This window comes from Kitasatospora sp. NPDC057198, assembly GCF_042670125.1.
Classification (GTDB): Bacteria; Actinomycetota; Actinomycetes; order Streptomycetales; family Streptomycetaceae; genus Kitasatospora.
Map to the genome: position 1 here is coordinate 1 of NZ_JBHUWH010000122.1, position 18,636 is coordinate 18,636.

The following is an 18,636-nucleotide window of genomic DNA, read 5'->3' on the forward strand; positions in this document are numbered from 1 at the left end:
CCCATGGGGAAGGTGCGGCGGGCCGTCCGTTCGTGGCGGTGCGTCAGCCCAGGCTGTTGTAGATGGTGTTCAGCAGCGTGGAGCTGTCGTCGTCGTTCTCCAGGGCGAAGGCGAACATGCCGCCCAGGCCCTTGTTCTTCGCGTACGCGGCGCGGGCCTGGATGGCCTTCGGGTCGTCACCCGTCCAGAAGTTGGTGCCGTCGTAGACCCAGGTGCTCTCGGTCACCGGGTCCCAGTGGGTGTTCTGGGCGGTGAGGGTGAGCTCGCGCCAGCTGGCCAGGCCGGCCTCCTGGCTGCCCGGCTTGGCCGGGGTGGCGCCGGTGGCCTTCTGGTACAGGCCGTAGTTGTTGCCGGCCTGGACGCCGGTCCAGCCGCGGAAGTAGAACGGGATGCCGAGGATGATCTTGTTGGACGGGAAGCCGCCCTTGATCCCGTACTCCGGCAGGCCGGTGGTGTACGCGGCCAGCGTGGTGTCCACGTTGTACTTGGCGGTGCCGGGGGCGATCGGCGTGGTCGGGTCGGCCGGGCTGTCGTGCAGCGGGTCCTGGAGGTTGGTCGGACCGGTGGCGTCCCACGAGCCGTGCATGTCGTACGTCATGATGTCGGCGTAGTCCAGGTACGAGCCGATCTTGTCGGTCTCGATGTACTGGATCTTGTCCTGGCCGGACGGCAGCGCCGCGGTCAGCAGGAACTTCTTGCCGACGCTCGCGCCGTACGAGTCGAGCTGGCTGCGGAACTCGGCGAGCAGCGCGGTGAAGTTCTGCTTGTCGGCCGCCGAGTAGTGGTTGCCGGTGTGGCCGCCGGCCGAGCCCGGGTACTCCCAGTCGATGTCGATGCCGTCGAAGATGCCCGCCGCGCTGGCCGCGCCGCCGGAGGCGTCACCCGCGACGTTGGTCGGCAGGTTGCCCTTCAGGAACATGTCGATGCAGGACGAGACCAGCTTCTTGCGCGAGGCGTCGGTGGCCGCCGCGTCGGAGAAGTACTTGGAGTACGTCCAGCCGCCCAGCGAGAGGGTGATCCGCAGGTTCGGGTTCTTCGCCTTGAGCTGGCGCAGCTGGTTGAAGTTGCCCTTCAGCGGCTGCTGCCAGTCGTCGGTGGAGCCGTCCACCGAGATGGCGTTGGAGTAGTCCATCTGGTAGTCGGCGTACGCGTCGGCCGCGCCGTCGCCCGCGTTCGGGTTGTCCTCGTGGCCGGCGTCCGAAGCCTTGACCGCCTCGAAGCAGTTGAGGTTGGTCGGGTGGATGTTCTCGAACGCGTACGAGATCACGTCCAGCTTGGCGCCCGCGCCCGAGGTGTCCACGTTCTTCGGGTAGTAGGCGGCGTCGTACACCGACCACTGGTCGAAGTACGCCGACTTCAGCGGCTTGCCGGTGGCCGGCGCGGCGGCCGTCGAGGTGGTCACCGCGGCGGACTGCTGCGAGGCGTGGCCCGCCTTGTCGTACGCCTGCACGGTGAAGGTGTACGAGGTGCCCGGCAGCAGCGAGGAGATCGCGATGTTGGTGCCCATCGAGGTGCCGACCAGCTGGCCCTTCGACCACACCTTGTAGCCGACGTAGTTGTCGGTCGAGTCGGTCGAGGCGTTCCACTTCAGCACCACCGCGTTGGAGGTGGTCTTGGTGACCGCCACCCCGCCCGGCACGGTGATCTTGCCGTCGCCCGCCGGACCGTTGCCGGTGCCCGAGCTGGAGCTCGCGGACGGCGACGGGGAACTGGACGTCGAGGTGGACGGGCTGGGAGAGGCGGAGTTCGACGCGCTCGCGCTCGGGCTCGGCGAGGTGCTCTGCGAGGCGCTGGCGGACGCGGACGCCGAGGCGGACGGGGTGGTGGTGCCGGTGCCCGGACCGGACAGCACCAGGTCGTCCGCCTGGTAGGCGCCGGTGCCGTACCAGCCGTGGGTGAACACCGTCACCGAGGTGGTCGACGCGCCCGTGGTGAACGTGGTGCTCAGCTGGGTGTAGCCGGTGGCGCCCGGCGTCCAGGTGGACGCGTTCACGCCGGTGCCGGTGGCGCCCAGGTACACGTAGCTGCCCTTGACGAAGCCCGAGAGCGTGTACTTGGTGTTCGGCTGGACGGAGACGACCTGCTGGCACTGGCCGGTGTCCGAGGCGGTGGCGTTGCCGTTCAGCGCGTAGGACCCGCCGTGCACGGGGGTGGTGACCACCGAGCCGTTGGTGCAGGTCCAGCCGCTCAGCGAACCGGCCTCGAAGTCGCCGTTGGCCAGCAGGTTGACGGTGGCGGCGGAAGCCGAACCGAGCGAGAGCGCCAGGGCGGTGGAGCCGACGGTCATGGCGGCGGCCACCACGAGGGCGCCGGCGCGGCGCCGGGAGGGGGCCCGGCGCGAGGTCGACTCGGGTGCGGGCGTGGCCCGTTCAAGCATGGAGGAACCTCCGGAGAAGTGGGGTTGTCCGGTAGGTGCGGCGGCCGTGGGGACCAGGTGGGAGCCTGCGCGCTTGGGGTGAGCGCGTCACCTAGATTGGACTGGACCATTCGTCCGGGTCAAGGATTTTGGACCACGAACCGTCAGGAACCTTTCCGATCAGTCCCTCCGGGGGTTGCCTGCCTGCCCCGCCCGCCCACCCGTGCGCCACCCGCGAGGGTGCACCGGGGGACCGTCTGCGGCGGGCTGGGGTCGGGAGACCGGACGCCTGCGGCGGGCTTCGTCTTGCTGGCCCGCCGCCCGCCTGTCCGTCTGCCCGCCTGCCGTCCGTCCGCTCGTCTGTCCCGTCGGCCGCCTGCTCGTCCGTCCGTCGGCTCGTTCGTCTGTCCGTCCGCGGCTTGTGGGGGGCTCAGGGGTGGGGGCGGGCGGTGCGGGCTACCAGGAGGGCGGCGGGGAGGGCGGTGGCGGTGAGGATGCAGCCGGCGGTGGGGAGGGTGGCCAGGGGGCCCAGGACGGCCACGCCCAGGGCCGAGCCGGCTTGGCGGACGCCGTTGAGGGCGCCCTGGCTGGTGGCGGCGTACTCGGGCGGGGCGGCGACGGCCGTCGCGGCGGCGGCGCCCGGGATGGAGAGCGTGCCGGTGGCGGCGAGGGCCAGTTCGGCGGCGACCAGGAGGGGCAGCGGCGGGTGCGGGCCGTCGCAGAGGAGGAGCAGGAGCCCGGCGAGGACGCTCGCCGACATGCCGCCCAGCAGGACCGGGCGCGGACCGTACCGGGCCACCAGGCGGCCGGTGAAGAACGGCATCACGCACACCGGGAAGGCCATCGGCAGCGAGGCCAGCCCGGCCTGCAGCGGGCTCAGGCCGTAGCCGTGCTGGAGCCGCACCGCGAACAGGTACATGCCGCCGAAGTACGCGAAGCAGGACACCGCCGCCGCGACCATCGCCGCCCGCACCCTCGGCAGGGCCAGCAGCGCGGGCGGCAGCACCGGCGCAGCCACCCGGCGTTCCACCACCGCCACGGCGGCGAAGCAGGCCAGCGCCGCCGCGACCGGCACCAGGGTGAGCGGCGCCCCCCAGCCCGCGGACCCGGCCTCGACCAGTCCGAAGGTGAGCAGGCCGAGCGCGGCCGTGGACAGCAGCAGGCCGGGACGGTCCAGAGGCCGGGCGGACCGGGCCGCCGGCCGGGGCAGTCGGCGGGCCAGTAGCAGTGCGGCCAGCGCGATCGGCGGGTTGACCAGGAACACCAGCCGCCAGCCGCCGAGTTCGACCAGCGCACCGCCGAGCACCGGCCCGGCCGCGGCGCCCAGGCCGCTGAGTGCCGTCCAGGCCCCGATCGCCCGGGTGCGGCGGCCCGGATCCGGGTTCAGGTGGATCAGCAGCGCCAGCGAGGCGGGCACCAGCCCCGCGCCCGCCGCGCCCAGCAGCGCCCGTCCGGCGATCAGCCAGCCGATGCCGGGCGCCAGGGCGCACAGCACCGACAGGACGGCGAACAGGCCGAGCGACCAGGAGTAGACCCGCCGGGCGCCCCACCGGTCGGCCACCGCGCCGCCCGCCAGCAGCAGGCCCGCGAAGACCACCGTGTAGGCGTCCACGGCCCAGGGCAGCGCCGCCGCGTCCGGGTGCAGCGACGCCTGCACGTCCGGGACAGCGATGTTGAGGACCGAGGTGTCGAGCAGGACGAGCAGGTTGCCGGCGGCGATGCCCGCGAAGGTCAGCCTGGTACGGGTGGTGGCGTTGGGGGCGGCGCCGGAGCCGGGGGGACGGAGGGGGAGTGCCGTGGTCATGGACGCAGCGTGTCCCGGCGGGCGTCCGGCCCGCGACGCCGGGAATCCGATGCCCCCATCGGAAAGTCCGATGGGCCGCGGTTACGCTGCTCCGGTGGACTCCCGTTACCTGCGCGCCCTCGTCGCCGTCGTCGACCACGGCGGCATCTCCGCCGCCGCCCAGGCCCTCGGCTACGCGCAGTCCAGCGTCAGCGCCCAACTCAAGCGACTGGAGGCCGACCTGGGCGTGAGCGTGCTCGTCCGGGCCGGCACCGGCGCGGTGCTCACCGAAGCCGGCACCCGGCTGCTGCCGCACGCCCGGGCCGCCCTCGAACTGGAGGAGCAGATGCGGCGGGCCGCCCTCGGCGACCGCCCCCGGCTGCGGATCGGCGCCCAGGAGTCGCTCGCGCACGCCTGGATGCCCGACGTGCTGGCCGCGCTGGAGTACGGGGCGGGAGCGGGAGCGGGAGCGGAAGTGGGGGCGGGGGGAGGCGGGGCGGACGGGGGCATCGGGGCGGACGTCGAGCTGACGGTCGCCAACCGGGCGGCGCTCGAACGGGGCTTCGCGGCGGGCGAACTGGACCTGGTCCTCCAGTACGACAACGGCGCCCGCGCCCTCGGACCGCACGCGGTGGTCGGACACGACCGCACCGTCCTCGTCGCCGGGCCCGGCCACCCGCTGGCCGGGCAGGAACGGGTCACCCCCGAACAGGCGCTCCGCCACGACTTCCTGGTGGCCGAACGAGGATGCACCTCCGAGATGCTCGTCGACCGCTTCGGGCGCGACCTGCTCTCCGGGGCCCAGGTCACCATGGTCCGGGGCTCGCTGTCCGCGCTGCTGCGTCTCACCGGACACGGGCACGGCGTCTCGCTGCTGCCGGAACTCGCCGTCGCCCGGGAGCTGGAGGACGGCGAACTCGTCGAACTGCGCCTCACCGAGCGGCTCCGCCCGGTCGCCATCGTGGCCCAGTGGCGCCCCCGCCTGGGCGCCCCCGCCGAGAACGCCCTGCGGGCCCTCCTGGACGTGGCCCGCCGGGCGGACCCGCTACCCGCCTGAGCGGCGGGCCGCCCCGCCGCCCCACCCGCTCACCCGTGCGCCACCCGCAGAGGTGCGCCGGAGGCTTCGCGCTGCCCGTGCTCGTGCCCGTGCCCGTGCCCGCGCCGTTCTGGTGCTCGTGGGTGGGTGGCGCACGGGCAGGTGGGTGCGGCGGAGGGGCGGGAGCCGTTGTGCGCCCCGGGCTCGTAGTTGCACATGACTTGCAATTGCGTCCATATAAGCGGAAGGATGGCCCAGCTCAAAGCCCGTGCCACCGTCACCACCTCGGAGGGAACTTCCATGGCAGCGCCCAGCCGTCTGCGCGACCGGCTCACCCGGGAGGAGTGGATCCGGCTCGCCGGGATGGGCGGGTTCGTCCTGCTCCTGCACGTGGTGGGGTGGGTGACCCTGCTCGCGGTGATCGCGCCGAGGCACTACGACGTGGGCGGGCAGGTGTTCGGGGCCGGGATGGGGCTGACGGCGTACACGCTGGGGATGCGGCACGCCTTCGACGCGGACCACATCGCGGCGATCGACAACACCACCCGGAAGCTGATGGGGCAGGGCAAGCGCCCGCTCTCGGTGGGGTTCTGGTTCTCGCTGGGGCACTCGTCGATCGTGTTCGGGCTGTGCGCGCTGCTGGCGTTCGGGATCAGGTCGCTGGCGGGGCAGGTGGAGTCGGACGACTCGACGCTGCACGACGTGACCGGACTGATCGGGGTGAGCGTCTCGGGGACGTTCCTGGTGCTGATCGGGCTGATCAACCTGGGGGCGTTCAACGGGATCCTGAAGGTGTTCCGGCGGATGCGCCAGGGCGAGTTCGACGAGGCCGAGCTGGAACGGCAGTTGGACAAGCGCGGGTTCCTGAACCGGATCCTGGGGCGGGTGACCCGGGCGGTGACCAAGCCGTGGCACATGTACCCGGTGGGGCTGCTGTTCGGGCTGGGCTTCGACACCGCGACGGAGGTCTCGCTGCTGGTGCTGGCGGGCGGCGCGGCCGCGTTCTCGCTGCCCTGGTACGCGCTGCTGGTGCTGCCGGTGCTGTTCGCGGCGGGCATGAGCCTGCTGGACACCATCGACGGCTCGTTCATGAACTTCGCCTACGAGTGGGCGTTCTCCAAGCCGGTCCGGAAGATCTACTACAACCTGACGGTGACCGGCCTGTCGGTGGTCGTGGCGCTGGTGATCGGCGTGATCGAGCTGATCGGGCTGCTCTCCGAGAAGCTGGACGTCACCGGCGGCCCGATCGGCTGGATCGGCTCGCTGGACCTCAACCTGGTGGGCTACCTGATCGTCGGCCTGTTCGTGGTGACCTGGGCCGGGGCGCTGGCGTTCTGGAAGTTCGGCCGGGTCGAGCAGAAGTGGGGCGCGGGCCTGCGCGGCGAACAGGCGTAGAGCAAGGCGTAGGACGGGCGTAGGGCAGGCGTAGGACGGGCGCAGGGCAGGCGTAGGACGGGCGCAGCGGCCGAGGAGCGGTCGAGGAGCGGTCGAACGGTGGTGCGGCAGGGGCGTCCCGGGCGGGGCGCCCCTCTCCGTGCGTCGGGAACTGTTCACGTCGGCACCCTTGTCGCGTCAACTTCTACGCGCGTATCTTCTGGACTTGGATCTACGCGAGTAGTCCGCCGGGCCCGTTCGAGCGTCCGAACCGGTTCCGGCCACCCGCCTTCTGACGAACCCTCACCACCACCCGGGAGCCCGCGCGGCGCCCGGGCCACGGCCTTGTCACGGCCTTGCCACGAAGGAGCCCCGCAACGGTGCCCAGCCCCACTCCCGCCCGCCGCTCCCGCCGCACCCTGCTGCGCGTCGCCTCGACGGCCGCGGTCGCCGCGTCCCTGCTGGCCGTCCCGCTGCCGGGGGCGTTCGCCACGCCGTCCGGCGGTGCGGTGATCGCCGAGGTGTACGGCGGCGGCGGCAACTCCGGCGCGACGCTGAAGAACGACTTCATCGAGCTGGGCAACCCGTCCGGGGCGGCCTTCGGCCTGTCCGGCTACAGCGTGCAGTACCTGCCGGGCAGCCCGAGCGCCTCCAGCCAGTGGGGCGTCACCCCGCTGAGCGGGTCGGTCGCCCCCGGCGGGCGGTACCTGGTCGCCGAGGGCGCGGGCGCGGGCGGCACCGCCGACCTGCCGGCCGCCGACGCGAGCGGCAGCCTGGCGCTGTCGGCGACCAGCGGCACCGTCGCGCTGGTCACCGGCACCACCGCGCTGACCTGCAAGACCGCCGCGGACTGCGCGGCCGACCCGCGGATCGTCGACCTGGTGGGCTTCGGCAGCGCCGTCGTCCGCGAGGGCAGCCCGATAGCCGGGGCGTCCAACACGGCCTCGGTGGCCCGCGGCGCCGCGCTCGCCGACACCGACGACAACTCGAAGGACCTCGCGGCCGGCGACCCGACGCCGACCAACTCCAAGGGCCAGAGCACCGGCGGCGGCACCCCGGGCGGCGGCGACGGCGGCACCACCCCGCCCGTCCCCGGCGCCCTGCGGATCCACGACGTCCAGGGCACCACCCGGGTCTCGCCGAAGAACGGCCAGAGCGTCACCAACGTCCCGGGCGTGGTCACCGGCGTGCGGGCGTACGGCACCAAGGGCTTCTGGATCCAGGACCCGAACCCGGACGCCGACCCGGCCACCAGCGAGGCCGTGTTCGTCTACACCGGCTCGGCCGCCCCGGCCGTGAAGGTCGGCGACTCGGTGCTGGTCACCGGCAAGGTCAGCGAGTACTACCCGAACAGCTCGGGCGGCTCGCAGTCGGTCACCGAGCTGACCGGCCCGAAGACCACCGTGCTGTCCTCCGGCAACCCGGTGCCCGCGCCGGTCGTGCTGGACGCCTCGAACATCCCGGCCGCCTACGCCCCCGACGCGGGCGGCGGCTCGATCGACGCGCTGCCGCTGGACCCGGCCAAGTACGCCCTCGACTTCTACGAGTCGCTGGAGGGCATGAACGTCCAGGTCGCCGACGTGCCGGTGGTGCAGGCCACCGACAAGTACAACGAGCTGTGGGTGGACGCCGGTTCGGCCGACCCGCGCACCTCCCGCGGCGGCGTGGTCTACCTCGGCTACGACAAGCCCAACAGCGGCCGGATCATGATCCAGTCGCTGCCGCCGCTGACCGAGGTGCCCTTCCCGGTCGCCAACGTCGGCGACGAGCTGACCGGCGCCACCGCCGGCCCGCTCGACTACAACCAGTTCGGCGGCTACACCATCGCCGCCAACACCCTGGGCGCGGTCAAGGACAACGGGCTGAAGCCCGAGGTCGCCGACCGGGCGCTGCCCAGTGAGCTGTCCATCGCCACCTACAACGTGGAGAACCTCGACCCCGGCGACGGCGCCGCCAAGTTCGCCGAGCTGGCCCAGGGCGTCGTCACCAACCTGCGCTCGCCCGACATCGTCGCCCTGGAGGAGATCCAGGACGACAACGGCGCCGTCAACGACGGCACGGTGGACGCCTCGGAGACGATCCGGACCTTCGTCGAGGCCATCAAGGCGGCCGGCGGCCCGACCTACGACTGGCGCTCGGTCGACCCGGTGGACGGCAAGGACGGCGGCGAGCCCGGCGGCAACATCCGCCAGGTGTTCCTCTTCAACCCCGACCGGGTGTCCTTCACCGACATCCCCGGCGGCACCGCCACCACCGCCGTGGACGTCACCGGCACCGGCAAGCGCACCGCGCTGACCGCCTCGCCCGGCCGGATCGCCCCGGAGGACGAAGCCTGGAACTCCAGCCGCAAGCCGCTGGTCGGCCAGTTCAGCTTCCACAACAAGCCGGTCTTCGTGATCGCCAACCACTTCAACAGCAAGGGCGGCGACCAGGGCATCGACAGCCGCTTCCAGGCCCCCACCCGCTCCTCCGAGGTGCAGCGCGTCAAGCAGGCCACCCTGGAGCAGGCGTTCGTCGGCAAGCTGCTCGCGGCCGACCCGGGCGCCCGGATCGTCTCGCTCGGCGACTTCAACGACTACCAGTTCTCGCCCGCCCTGCAGACCCTCACCAAGGACGGCGTGCTGCGCGACCTGGTGAACGACCTGCCCGAGAGCGAGCGCTACTCGTACGTCTACCAGGGCAACTCGCAGGTGCTCGACCACATCCTGGTCAGCGACGCGTTCAAGCGGCAGCACGTGCGCTACGACGTGGTGCACATCAACAGCGAGTTCGCCGCCCAGGCGTCCGACCACGACCCGCAGGTGGTCCGGGTCAAGCCCTGACGGCCCCCCGACCCCGGAGGCCCCCGCCCGGCCCGGCGGGGGCCTCCGGCCGTTCCGGGCGAACAGCGCTCGGGGCTCCGGGGCTTCGACGTACCCGTCCCCGCCGAACCCGTTTCCGCCGAACCCGGTGCGGATCCGCACCCGTCGGATGCGACATGCCTCTTGCACGGGGCCAGGGGGCTTCTGACCGCCCGGGGTCGACCGGCCGGCGTTCCTGCCGGCGGATCCCGTTGGTCAGCGGCGTCCGAGCGCACGGCAGGTCCAGCCGGCGGCCCGCCAGCGGGCGGGGTCGAGGGTGCCGCGGCCGTCGATGACGCGGGGGACGGCGACGCGGGTGGCGAGGTCGGCCGGGTCGGCGTCGGAGTACTGGGGCCAGTCGGTCAGGTGGAGCAGCAGTTCGGCGCCGGTGACGGCCGAGGCCGGGTCGTCGGCGTATTCGAGCTGGGGGTGGGACCGGCGGGCGTTCTCCATCGCGGCGGGGTCGTGGACGGTGACTTCCGCGCCGGCCCGGTGCAGTGCGTCGGCGACCGCGAGGGCCGGGGAGTCGCGGATGTCGTCGGTGTCGGCCTTGAACGCGGCGCCCCAGACGGCGATCCGCTTGCCGGCCAAGGTGCCGCCGAGGGCCTGGCGGGCGAGTTCGACGGTGTGCTCGCGCCGGCGCCGGTTGATCACTCCGACCTGGTGGAGCAACGCGGCGGCCTGGTCGGCGCCGAGCTCTTCCGCGCGGTGGGTGAACCCGGCCAGGTCCTTGGGCAGGCAGCCGCCGCCGAACCCGAGGCCGGGCCGCATGCCCTTGGCGCCGATGCGCTGGTCATGGCCCAGGGCGAGCGCGAGTTGCCGGATGTCGGCGCCGGTCAGTTCGCAGAGCTCGGCCATCGCGTTGATGAAGGAGATCTTGGTGGCGAGGAAGGCGTTCGCGGCACCCTTGATCAGCTCGGCGGTGGCCGTGCCGGTCACGACGAGCGGGGAGCCGTTGGTCAGGACGTCGGCGTAGACGGCCCGGAAGACGGCCTCGCTGCCGGTGTCCCCGTCCTCGACGCCGAGCACGATCCGGTCCGGCCGCAGGGTGTCCTCGACGGCGAAGGACTCGCGCAGGAACTCCGGCGACCACGCCAGGCCGACGTTCACCCCGGCCGGGGCGTGCCCGTCGAGGGTCCGTCGCAGCTTCGCGACGGTGCCGACCGGGACGGTCGACTTGCCGACGATCAGCGCGCCGTCCCTGAGCCCGGGGGCCAGGCGGCGGACCGCGGTGTGCAGGTGGGTGAGGTCGTAGGCGCCGCTGCCCTCCTGCTGCGGGGTGCCGACGCCCAGGAAGTGGATGTCGGCGAACTCGGCGGCCTCCGCGTAGGAGGAGGTGAACCGCAGGGCGCCGGAGGCGGTGTGCTTGGCGAGCAGGTCGTCCAGGCCGCGCTCGACGAACGGGGCCTGGCCCTTGTTCAGGGCCTCGACCTTGTCGGTGTCGGTGTCCATGCCGAGGACCTGGTGGCCGAGTTCGGCCATCGCGGCGGCGTGGGTCGCACCGAGGTAGCCGCAGCCGATGACGGTGAGCTTCACGAACGGTGTCCTTCCGAGAGGGGCGGGAGGCGTCAGGCGTCGGGCCGGGCGGCCAGGTAGCGGCGGATGAACGGCGGGACGGTCAGGACGGTCAGGACGGGCAGGTGCTCGGGCGCGAAGAACTGCAGCTTGACGCCCTCCGCGAGCGGCAGGGCGCTCTCGTCCCCGTCCCGGGTGCCGGCGCAAGAAGTTGGATGCCTTGAAGGGGGTGTCGGCGCCGGTCGGCGTCTCGATGCTGAACATCTCCGGACGGACGACCAGCGGGGCGGTGCCGTAGCCGGTCAGGGTGGTGACCTCGGAGGCGAACGCGAGCCGCCCGCCGTCCCGTCGCCGCGACCGTCATCTCGTGGCGGGCGGCGTCCGCGCCGGCCGGTCCTGCGATTCCGCACATCTGGTGGTCACCCCCGAGCGTGAATCGGTGAATGCCCCCGCCGGAAGGTCCGTGGTCCGCTCCGGCGGGGGCCCGGAGCATCAGACAACCGCGTCCGGCGGGGGCGGGGCAGGGCTCGCAGGGGGGCTCACAACTCGCGAAAGCGGTTCACCGTGAGCAGCGGAGGAATACCCTCGGTGATCCGGGCTGTGCGCCGGGTGCACGGCTTCTCGTGCCCGGCCGCGTACGACTTCCGCGCAGAGCCGCGCGGACGGATTGAGGGGGATGCCGTGGCGTCGACCACCCGCCGGGCCAAGCCGCCGAACGACGCGCTGACCCGGATGATCGAAAAGTGCGACGGGGCCAGCCACAAGTCGCTGGCCTTCCGCGTGAACCAACTGGCCCGTGAAGCCGGGCTGACCACGAGGTACACGCATACCTCGGTGGCGAACTGGTGCCGCCGCGGCATGGTCCCGGACTGGCCGGTGCCCAGACTGCTGGCCCAGGCGATCGGTGAACGACTGGGCCGGCCCGTGCAGTTGGCGGAGATCGGGATGGCGGATGCACAGACAGCGGATGCCTCGGTGGGGTTGGATTTCCCGCGAGAGACCGCCGACGCCGTGCGCGTCGCCACTTCGTTCTGGAGGACCGTGAACCGCCGCGACTTCCTCACCGGAACGGGCTTCGCCGTCTCCGCGTTCACCACCCCGGTCACCCGCTGGCTGGTCACCCCCGTCGACGATGCCGCCGCCCACCGCGGCCGGGGCCGGGTCGGCGCCGCCGACATCGCCGAACTGCGCGAGGCCGCCGACGACGCCCGGAGGTGGGACTCGAAGTACGGCGGCGGGAACTGGAAGGCCAACTCCGTCACCGCCTGCCTCCAGGAGCGGGCGGTGCCGCTGCTGAACGGCTCGTTCGGCGACGACGTGGGACGCGAGCTGTTCTCGGTGACCGCCGAGCTGTCCCGCCTGGCCGGCTGGACCGCCTTCGACGTCGGCCAGCACGACGCCGCCCAGCGGCACTTCATCCAGGCCCTCCGTCTCGCGCGGGCCGGCGGCGACGTCGAGCTCGGCTGCTACGTGCTCACCACGATGGCGATGCAGACCCTGCTGAGGGGCTTCGCCAGCGAGGCCATCGACATGACCCAGGGCGCCTTCCAGCGCGCCAAGGGGGAGGCGGCCCCCAGGGTGCTGGCCTTCACCAAGCTCATCGAAGCCAGGGCCCACGCCCGCGACAACAACGCCAAGGCCGCCTCGGCCGCGCTGGCCGCCTCCGAGGGCCTGCTCGACCGGGCCCGCGCCGGCGCCGGCGAACCCGCCTGGATCGACTTCTACCAGCACGCCCGGCTCTCCGCGGACGCCGCCGAGGTCTTCCGCGACCTGAAGAACCCCAAGGCCGCCCTGGCCTGGAACGCGCAGGCCGCCGCCATGCCGACCGGGGTGTTCGCCCGCTCCGTCGGCATGCGCCTGGCGATCGTCGGGACCGCCCACCTCCAGGCGAAGGACCTGGACCAGGGCCTGGAGCTCGGCCACCAGGCCGTCGACATCCTCGCCCGCGTCCAGTCGACCCGTGCCCTGGACTACGTCCGCGAGTTCAACACCGCCCTGGACCCCTGGCGACGCGAAACGACCGTGCGCGACTTCCTGCACCGCACCCGTCAGGAACTCGGCGTCGCCGCGTGACGGTCGCCACCCGCTCCGCTCAGGGCGAGTGGTGGTGTCCGACCGCACCGGCCGCTGAAGGAGGCAGCCGCTCCGAGCCGGTGCCCGGCGGGGGCTGCCGCCTTTTCCGGCGGGCCCGGAAGTTACCCGTGGGTTGACCGCGGGGCGCGCAGGCCGGAGGATCATGGCACTCCCCGAGCCAGGTCTGGAAGGACGCCCCGCATGGCCTACGACGCCGACGTGATCGTGATCGGAGCGGGCCTCGCCGGCCTGGCCGCCACCGCCGAACTCGCCGACGCCGGGCGGAAGGTGCTGCTGCTCGACCAGGAGCCCGCCGGCTCGCTCGGCGGGCAGGCGCACTGGTCCTTCGGCGGCCTGTTCCTGGTCGACTCGCCCGAGCAGCGCCGGATGCGGATCAAGGACTCCCGGGAGCTGGCCTGGCAGGACTGGCTCGGCACCGCCGGGTTCGACCGGGACGAGGACGTCTGGGCGCGCCGCTGGGCCGAGGCGTACGTCGACTTCGCGGCCGGCGAGAAGCGCGCCTGGCTGCACGGGCAGGGCGTGAGGCTGTTCCCGGTGGTCGGCTGGGCCGAGCGCGGCGGGCTGCTGGCCTCCGGGCCCGGCAACTCCGTGCCGCGCTTCCACATCACCTGGGGCACCGGCCCCGGCCTCGTCGAACCCTTCGCCCGTCGGGTCCGGGAGGCGGTGAAGGCCGGACGGGTCGAACTGCGCTTCCGGCACCGGGTGACCGGCCTGGCCGCGAGCGCGGGCAGCCTGGACACCGTCAGCGGCGAACTGCTCGCCCCGTCCGCCGTGCAGCGCGGCGAGGCCAGCTCCCGCGAGGTCGCCGGGCACTTCGAACTGCGCGCCCAGGCCGTGGTGGTGGCCTCCGGCGGCATCGGCGGCAACCACGACAAGGTCCGCGCGGCCTGGCCCGAGCGGCTCGGCACCCCGCCCGCCAAGCTGCTCTCCGGCGTCCCCGCGCACGTCGACGGGCTGATGCTGGACGTCGCGGGCGCGGCCGGCGGCCACCTGGTCAACGGCGACCGGATGTGGCACTACACCGAGGGCATCGAGAACTGGAACCCGATCTGGGCCAGGCACGGCATCCGGATCCTGCCCGGCCCGTCCTCGCTCTGGCTCGACGCCACCGGCAAGCGGCTGCCCGTCCCGCTGTTCCCCGGCTTCGACACCCTCGGCACCCTCGAGCACATCATGCGCACCGGCCACCAGCACACCTGGTTCGTGCTCACCCAGAAGATCATCGAGAAGGAGTTCGCGCTCTCCGGCTCCGAGCAGAACCCCGACCTGACCGGCCGCTCGATCCGCCAGGTGCTCGGCCGCGCCCTGCCCGGCGCCACCGGCCCGGTCGAGGCGTTCAAGCAGCACGGCCCGGACTTCGTGGTCGCCGACACGCTGGAGGAGCTGGTGCGCGGCATGAACGAGCGGCAGGGCGACGCACCCGCCATCGACGGCGCCGAACTGCGCCGCGAGATCGAGGCCCGCGACCGCGAGATCGCCAACCCGTTCAGCAAGGACCTCCAGGTCACCGCCATCCACGGGGCCCGCCGCTACCTCGGCGACAAGCTGATCCGCACCGCGAGCCCGCACCGCCTGCTCGACCCCAAGGCCGGTCCGTTGATCGCCGTCCGGCTCAACATCCTCACCCGCAAGTCGCTCGGCGGCCTGCAGACCGACCTGGACTCCCGCGTCCTGCGCGCCGACGGCACCCCCCTGGCCGGCCTCTACGCGGCCGGCGAGGCGGCCGGCTTCGGCGGCGGCGGCGTCCACGGCTACCGCTCCCTGGAGGGCACCTTCCTCGGCGGCTGCCTCTTCTCCGGCCGCACCGCGGGCCGCGCGGCGGCCGCCGCCACCGCGTAGCCGTCACCGCGTAGCCGTCACCGCGCAGCTGTCACTGCATAGCCGCCACCACCCGGCCGCCCGGTCGTTCGAAGCGGACCGGCCGGGTCGGTACGGCCTTCGCCCCGGACTCGGTGCCCAGGGCGGAGTCCGGGGCGAGGGCGAGCAGGCCGAGGGCGGTGAGCGTCGTGGCGGGGTCGGTGCGCTGGAGCAGCTGGGCCCGGTCGATCAGCAGCGCGCCCCGGGTCTCCGGGGCCGGGTCGCGGGCCAGCCCCCGTTCGACGGCCGACGCCCGCTCGGCGTGGTCGGCCAGCAGTTGGGAGAGCTGGTTCCAGGCCGGGTGAAGCCGGGGAACCGGGTGGTGAGGCTGCGCAGCGTGTCCAGCGTGATCTGGCAGGTGAAGGAGCCGCGCGGGGCGCGCGTCCAGGCCAGCCTCCAGCAGCGCCAGCGCCAGCGCCAGCGCCGGCCCGTACGCGTCGCGTCCGCCGGCCTCCCGGCCCTCCCGGTGCAGCCGCCCGGCTTCGGCGGGCACCGCCTCGTCCCCGGCCGGCTCCCGGCGCACCTGCCCGGTGGCCGGGGCCGGGGCCTCCTCGGCGAGCACGCGCCCCGCCGGGCCGTCAGCGGCCGGTGATGCCGTCGATCTGCTCGCGCAGGATGTCGGCGTGGCCCGCGTGCCGGGCGGTCTCGCCCGTCATGTGGGCCAGCACCCAGCGCAGCGAGCGCGGCTCCCCGCGCACCACCGGGGTGGCGGTCGGGGCGTCCGGGTGGCCGGCGGCACGGATGGCCGCGTCGCTGTCCGCGCACGCCTGCCGGTAGTCGGCCAGGACCCGCTCGGCCGGGACGTCCGCCGGGACGGCCATGTCGAAGTCGACGTCGGCGTACTCCTCCTGGCCCGCGACGTGGTAGCCGAACCAGTAGCGCTCGCCGTCCGTCAGGTGCTGCACCAGGCCGAGCAGGTTCGTTCCCGTCGGCACCAGGACGCGGCGCAGCTGCTCCTCCGTCAGCCCCTCGGTCTTCTTCAGCACGCACTCCCGGGCGAAGGCCAGGAAGGCGAGCGTGATGTCGAGTTCGCCGCCGTCGGCGAGCGGGACGGGGCGGCGCTGCGTCTCGAAAGCCGTCTCGGGGACCGTCTCGGGAGTCGTTTCGGAGGTCGTCATGCGCGTGAATCTAGTCCGGTCCCACCCGGGGCGCACCGGGGTTTCGGCGGCAGCCCCGGTGATCGCCGAGAATGGGGGCGTGAGCGGAGGAGGCGCGGTGGCGGAGCTGGACGGGCGGCCGGTGACGGCGGCGCAGTTGCAGGTGTTGGCGCTGACGAACTACGGGCACTTCACCACGATGCTGGTGGAGGACGGCCGGGTGCGCGGGCTCGACCTGCACCTGGAGCGGCTGGAGCGGGACTGCGCGGCGCTGTTCGGGGTGGTGCCGGACCGCGAGCGGGTGCGGGGGTTCGCCCGGCGGGCGGCGCCGGCGTCCGGGGCGGTGGCGGTGCGGGTGACGGTGTTCGATCCGGCGATCGACCTGGGCAGCATCGGCGGGCGGGCCGAGCCGCGGGTGCTGGTGACGGCCCGTCCGGTGGGTGGCGGCGTGCCGGGGCCGATCCGGGTGCGGACGGCGCGCTTCGAGCGGGAGTCGCCGGAGGTGAAGAGCGTGGCGCTGTTCGGGGCGCTGCGGCAGCGGCGGCTGGCGCAGCAGGCCGGGTTCGACGACGCGCTGTTCGTGGACCGGGACGGCGCCGTGACCGAGGGCGGCACGTGGAACGTCGGGTTCCTGCGCGGGGGCGAGCTGCTGTGGCCGGACGGGGCGTACCTGGCGGGGACCGCGATGGCGCTGCTGCGCGGCGCGTGCGGGGGCGTGCGGGAGCGGGTGGGGCCGGAACTGGCGGGCGTGGAGGCGGTGTTCGCGACCAACGCGGCGGTGGGGGTGCGTCCGGTGGCGGCGGTGGACGGCCGTCCGTACGACACCGCCGGGGTGGCGCGGCTGCGCGCGGCGTACCTGGCGGTGCCGGGGGAGCGGTTGTAGCGCCGTCGGCCCCGGCCTGGGCTTTGCCGTCACGGCTTTGCCATCACATGGTCCGATCATGTGCAGGGCCAGACCGGCGCGATGACGGTCGTTCACCGGCCATCAGGGCGCACGCCACCGGCCGCTGACAGTCTCCCGCGCATGGATATCCCGAACATGGGCGTGCCCGCCGGGCTCGCCGCCCGCATGAGCATGGCGGAGCAGCACGAGTACCTGCGCGGCAAGTTGTCCCGCCGCACCCTGCTGCGCTCCGGCGCGGTCACGGTCGGCGCGCTGGCCGTCGGCGGGGCGCTGGGCTCCGGCACGGCGTTCGCCGACCCGGCCGCGAGGACCGGCAGTCCGACCGACGGGGTGACCGGTTCGCTGGTCGCGCCGACCGGCCGCCACCTGCAGTTCGGCGCCGACGCCGGCACCCAGATGCGGGTGTCCTGGCAGGTGCCGGCGCCGGTGCGGAAGCCGTTCCTGCGCTTCGGCCGCCACCCCTGGGAGCTGAGCCACCGGATCGAGGCCGAGGTGCGCGCGCTGCACACCCCGGCGCTCACCCCGGCCGGCACCCCCGTCGACCAGTACTACCTGCACGTGGCGCTGGACCACCTGCAGCCCGGCACCACCTACTACTACGGCGTCGGCCACGAGGGCTTCGACCCGGCTTCGCAGCAGGCGATCTCCACCCTCAAGACCTTCACCACCGCGCCGTCCCGCAACGGCAGGCAGGGCCGCCCGTTCGAGCCGTTCACCTTCACCGCCTTCGGCGACCAGGGCGTCTCCACCCACGCGGCCGGCAACGACAACGTGATCCTGGCGCAGGACCCGGTCTTCCACCTGCACGCGGGAGACATCTGCTACGCCGACCCGATGGGCCAGGGCCTGGACAGCGACAGGTCCGCGTTCAACGCGCTGACCTGGGACGCCTTCCTGGCGCAGACCGAGCCGGTGTCGGCGAGCATCCCGTGGATGGTCTGCTACGGCAACCACGACATGGAGGCGTGGTACTCGCACAACGGCTACGGCGGCGACGACGCCCGCTTCACCCTGCCCGCCAACGGCCCGGACCCGCGCCGGGCCCCCGGCGTCTACTCCTTCCGCTACGGCAACGTCGGCGTGATCTCGCTGGACGCCAACGACGTCTCGTACGAGATCCCGGTCAACTTCGGCCTCACCAACGGGCAGCAGACCCGGTGGCTGGAGCGCGAACTGCGCGAGCTGCGGGCGGACGGGACGGTCGACTTCGTCGTGGTCTTCTTCCACCACTGCGCCTTCTCCACCACCCACCAGCACGCCTCCGAGGGCGGCGTCCGGGAGGCGTGGGTGCCGCTGTTCGAGAAGTACCGGGTCGACCTGGTCGTCAACGGCCACAACCACGTGTACGAGCGCACCGACGCGATCCTCGGCAACAAGGTCTCCAAGGCGGTGCCGAGCGGCGCGACGGTCGACCCGGACAAGGACGGCGTGGTGTACGTGACCGCGGGCGCGGCCGGCCGCAGCCTGTACTACTTCGACGCCCCCGACACCTACGAGGGCCACGAGAACCACCAGGACGAGGTGGTCACCTACCACTTCGACAAGGGCGCGGCGAAGGTCCCCGAGACGGTGCAGTGGTCGCGGGTCCGCTACACCGGCTACTCCTTCGTCAAGGTGGACGTCACCCCGGCGCACCGCGGCGCGAACACCACCATGAAGGTGACCGCGCTGGCCGAGGACGGCACCCGGATCGACCACTACTCGATCGTCCGCCGGGCGGGCCGCAGCGAGCACGGCCGCTGACGACGGGTCGGTGCCCGCCCCGGACCCGGTGCTGTCG

At 73.3% G+C, this 18,636-nt stretch carries 12 protein-coding genes; 7 read left to right on the plus strand and 5 right to left on the minus strand.

Annotated elements, in window-relative coordinates; genetic code table 11:
• Window positions 1-43 precede the first annotated feature (43 nt).
• Entirely contained in the window at window positions 44-2,377 is a 2,334-nt protein-coding gene (locus ACFUEL_RS16340) for a glycosyl hydrolase family 18 protein (RefSeq protein ID WP_380236914.1), read from the minus strand.
• A gap of 409 nt (window positions 2,378-2,786) precedes the next feature.
• Window positions 2,787-4,160, minus strand: a complete 1,374-nt coding sequence (locus ACFUEL_RS16345; RefSeq protein WP_380236916.1) for an MFS transporter — start codon at window positions 4,158-4,160, stop codon at window positions 2,787-2,789.
• A gap of 94 nt (window positions 4,161-4,254) precedes the next feature.
• Here ACFUEL_RS16345 and ACFUEL_RS16350 point away from each other — a divergent pair, with 94 nt between their 5' ends.
• The 3 genes from ACFUEL_RS16350 to ACFUEL_RS16360 all read left to right on the plus strand — a co-directional run bounded on the left by ACFUEL_RS16350 (window position 4,255) and on the right by ACFUEL_RS16360 (window position 9,371).
• Window positions 4,255-5,196, plus strand: a complete 942-nt coding sequence (locus ACFUEL_RS16350) for a LysR family transcriptional regulator (protein ID WP_380236917.1) — start codon at window positions 4,255-4,257, stop codon at window positions 5,194-5,196.
• Between the two features lie 279 nt (window positions 5,197-5,475).
• Entirely contained in the window at window positions 5,476-6,570 is a 1,095-nt protein-coding gene (locus ACFUEL_RS16355) for a HoxN/HupN/NixA family nickel/cobalt transporter (RefSeq protein WP_380236918.1), read from the plus strand.
• 359 nt (window positions 6,571-6,929) lie between these two features.
• A complete protein-coding gene (locus ACFUEL_RS16360) occupies window positions 6,930-9,371 on the plus strand; it encodes an endonuclease/exonuclease/phosphatase family protein (RefSeq protein WP_380236919.1) in 2,442 nt (813 codons plus the stop codon).
• A gap of 234 nt (window positions 9,372-9,605) precedes the next feature.
• On the opposite strand, the gene ACFUEL_RS16365 is transcribed toward ACFUEL_RS16360, so the two are convergent.
• Window positions 9,606-10,925: a UDP-glucose dehydrogenase family protein gene (locus ACFUEL_RS16365; protein ID WP_380236920.1), complete on the minus strand. Its 1,320-nt coding sequence runs from the start codon at window positions 10,923-10,925 to the stop codon at window positions 9,606-9,608.
• A gap of 660 nt (window positions 10,926-11,585) precedes the next feature.
• On the opposite strand from ACFUEL_RS16365, the gene ACFUEL_RS16370 reads away from it, so the two are divergent.
• Window positions 11,586-12,977, plus strand: coding sequence for a sporulation protein (locus ACFUEL_RS16370; RefSeq protein ID WP_380236921.1), 1,392 nt, complete (start codon window positions 11,586-11,588; stop codon window positions 12,975-12,977).
• Between the two features lie 201 nt (window positions 12,978-13,178).
• The gene (locus tag ACFUEL_RS16375; RefSeq protein ID WP_380236922.1) at window positions 13,179-14,837 is read left to right on the plus strand and encodes an FAD-binding dehydrogenase; all 1,659 of its coding nucleotides are present in this window, start codon (window positions 13,179-13,181) and stop codon (window positions 14,835-14,837) included.
• A 31-nt stretch (window positions 14,838-14,868) separates the two neighbouring features.
• Here ACFUEL_RS16375 and ACFUEL_RS16380 read toward each other — a convergent pair whose 3' ends face one another.
• Together ACFUEL_RS16380 and ACFUEL_RS16385 are read right to left on the minus strand one after the other, a co-directional pair.
• On the minus strand, window positions 14,869-15,417 hold the full coding sequence (locus ACFUEL_RS16380) for a hypothetical protein (RefSeq protein ID WP_380236923.1): 549 nt from the start codon (window positions 15,415-15,417) through the stop codon (window positions 14,869-14,871).
• A 16-nt stretch (window positions 15,418-15,433) separates the two neighbouring features.
• Window positions 15,434-15,973 carry a DinB family protein gene (locus ACFUEL_RS16385; protein WP_380236924.1) on the minus strand — a complete coding sequence of 180 codons (540 nt, stop codon included), beginning with the start codon at window positions 15,971-15,973 and terminating at the stop codon, window positions 15,434-15,436.
• A 97-nt stretch (window positions 15,974-16,070) separates the two neighbouring features.
• Here ACFUEL_RS16385 and ACFUEL_RS16390 point away from each other — a divergent pair, with 97 nt between their 5' ends.
• Window positions 16,071-16,835 (plus strand): aminotransferase class IV, encoded by a 765-nt coding sequence (locus tag ACFUEL_RS16390; RefSeq protein WP_380236926.1) that lies wholly within the window; start codon window positions 16,071-16,073, stop codon window positions 16,833-16,835.
• Between the two features lie 141 nt (window positions 16,836-16,976).
• Complete coding sequence (locus ACFUEL_RS16395; protein WP_380236925.1) at window positions 16,977-18,599, plus strand: purple acid phosphatase family protein; 1,623 nt, start codon at window positions 16,977-16,979, stop codon at window positions 18,597-18,599.
• Window positions 18,600-18,636 lie beyond the last annotated feature (37 nt).

What these genes read in the sequence shown, in the direction of transcription:
- ACFUEL_RS16340 (WP_380236914.1), bottom strand. Translation starts at nt 2,377, where the DNA reads ATGCTTGAACGGGCCACGCCCGCACCCGAGTCGACCTCGCGCCGGGCC.
- ACFUEL_RS16345 (WP_380236916.1), bottom strand. Translation starts at nt 4,160, where the DNA reads ATGACCACGGCACTCCCCCTCCGTCCCCCCGGCTCCGGCGCCGCCCCC.
- ACFUEL_RS16355 (WP_380236918.1), top strand. Translation starts at nt 5,476, where the DNA reads ATGGCAGCGCCCAGCCGTCTGCGCGACCGGCTCACCCGGGAGGAGTGG.
- ACFUEL_RS16375 (WP_380236922.1), top strand. Translation starts at nt 13,179, where the DNA reads ATGGCCTACGACGCCGACGTGATCGTGATCGGAGCGGGCCTCGCCGGC.
- ACFUEL_RS16385 (WP_380236924.1), bottom strand. Translation starts at nt 15,973, where the DNA reads ATGACGACCTCCGAAACGACTCCCGAGACGGTCCCCGAGACGGCTTTC.
- ACFUEL_RS16395 (WP_380236925.1), top strand. Translation starts at nt 16,977, where the DNA reads ATGGATATCCCGAACATGGGCGTGCCCGCCGGGCTCGCCGCCCGCATG.